The sequence below is a fragment of the Ferruginibacter sp. genome (genome assembly GCF_031430955.1).
Taxonomy (GTDB): Bacteria; Bacteroidota; Bacteroidia; order Chitinophagales; family Chitinophagaceae; genus Ferruginibacter.
On record NZ_JANPCM010000093.1, the window covers coordinates 1 to 1,675 of the forward strand.

At 38.6% G+C, this 1,675-nt stretch carries 2 protein-coding genes; both read right to left on the reverse strand.

What is annotated here, in order from left to right:
• Positions 1 to 1,023: UbiD family decarboxylase (locus tag ACY65O_RS02590; RefSeq protein ID WP_462219291.1), on the reverse strand; the 1,023-nt coding region annotated here is incomplete at its 3' end.
• A gap of 70 nt (positions 1,024 to 1,093) precedes the next feature.
• A partial coding sequence (locus ACY65O_RS02595) for a DUF6089 family protein (protein ID WP_462219292.1) occupies positions 1,094 to 1,675 on the reverse strand: 582 nt, incomplete at its 5' end.

Genomic DNA, 1,675 nt, shown 5'->3' on the forward strand with positions numbered 1-1,675 from the left:
CCCTGGTATTTCATTTTGTAATGCACTACCAGTTATGGAGTGTATCAATTGGCCAAAACTTGTGTCTTCTTGGGGTGGCCTACCTACCACGGTAAATGGCCATATCGCATTTTTTTTTGCATATACTTTATGCACTTTCATTAAAGGAAAATCGTGTTGCAAACTGTAATATCCCAGGTGATCTCCAAAAGGACCTTCCGGTTTATTTTCGTTGGGAAAAACTTCTCCGGTGATTACAAAATCTGCATCGGTACTCAGGCAAAAACCATCTTTATAAATGTAGCGGAAACGGCGGTTGCCTAATACGCCTGCAAAAGTCATTTCACTAATACCTTCAGGCAGCGGCATTACTGCAGCAACACTATGGCTAGGGGGGCCGCCAACAAACACACTCACTTTTAATGGCAACCCTTTTTTATTGGCTTTAGTTTGATGAACACCAATGCCACGGTGTAATTGATAATGCAAACCAACTTCTTTATCGGGCTCATAATTATTTCCCGAAAGTTGAATGCGGTACATGCCGAGGTTTGCATTAATTATTCCGGGCTTATCTATATCTTCTGTATAAACCTGCGGCAGCGTAACAAATGCACCACCATCCATTTTCCAATGCTGAATTTGTGGAATGTCGGATATTTTTATTTCCTGAAATAATACAGGTTTATTGATTGGATTTTTTAAAGGCAATGCTTTTAAAGCCGCCAGCCCTGCATTAAAATTATTGATAGGATGTTTTATGGCATTAACCGGATCGTTTTTTAATTCGATGAGTTGCTGCACAGTTTGCAGTGTATGCCTGAAAATAAATTTACTTCTCTCCAGTGTTCCAAAAATATTTGATGCAGTCCTGAAGGTACTGCCTTTTACCTTTTCAAATAATAAAGCCGGGCCGCCAGCCTCATGCACACGCAAATGAATTGCCGCCATTTCAAGAAATGGATCTACTTCTTCTTTAATTCTGATGAGTTGATTATTTTTTTCTAACTCTAATAAACATTCTTCCAGCGATTTGTAGGCCATTATTTTACATTGTGGTACAAATGTAAAACACTAATGCAGTAGTATTGTTGAAAGGAAAATAAAAAATCAATTAATAAATATTGGTTGGGCAACCGGTTTTTGATTTGCCACCGCCAGAACCGCCGTTGCCATTTAATCTAATACTAAGATTAAGACCAGAAAAATAATACCAGTCTTTATTTTTTACACCGCCACGCTGGCTGCCATCGGCAGGATAAGTAAGTCCGGTTTTTAATTCGCCTCCACGAAAAGCCAGATCAACAGCCTGCTGGCCACGGTTGGCTAATAAAATATTCTGATCTATATAAGTGTTGCTCACATCATCTAAATAATCTGTACTGGTTTTTCTTAAACCAATTTCAAAAGCCAAACGAACATTATCGCTGAAAGCAAATTTTACACCACCCCCAAATGGAATGGCAAACTGCCCTAAATTATATTTTTTTCTTCCCTGGTAAAAGCCCTGGCCTTCGGTGCTTAAAGGTTGCAAATAAGCTTTGCGGCCCAATGAATCTTTTGCAGATGGATTGAATTTAAAATAGCTTACCCCTGCAAATACATAAGGTGTAAAACTATGTTCGTACAAACTCAAAAAACTGTATTCTAAACCGAGATGAACGTCTGTAATGGGAGAAGAGAAACTTAAATTACG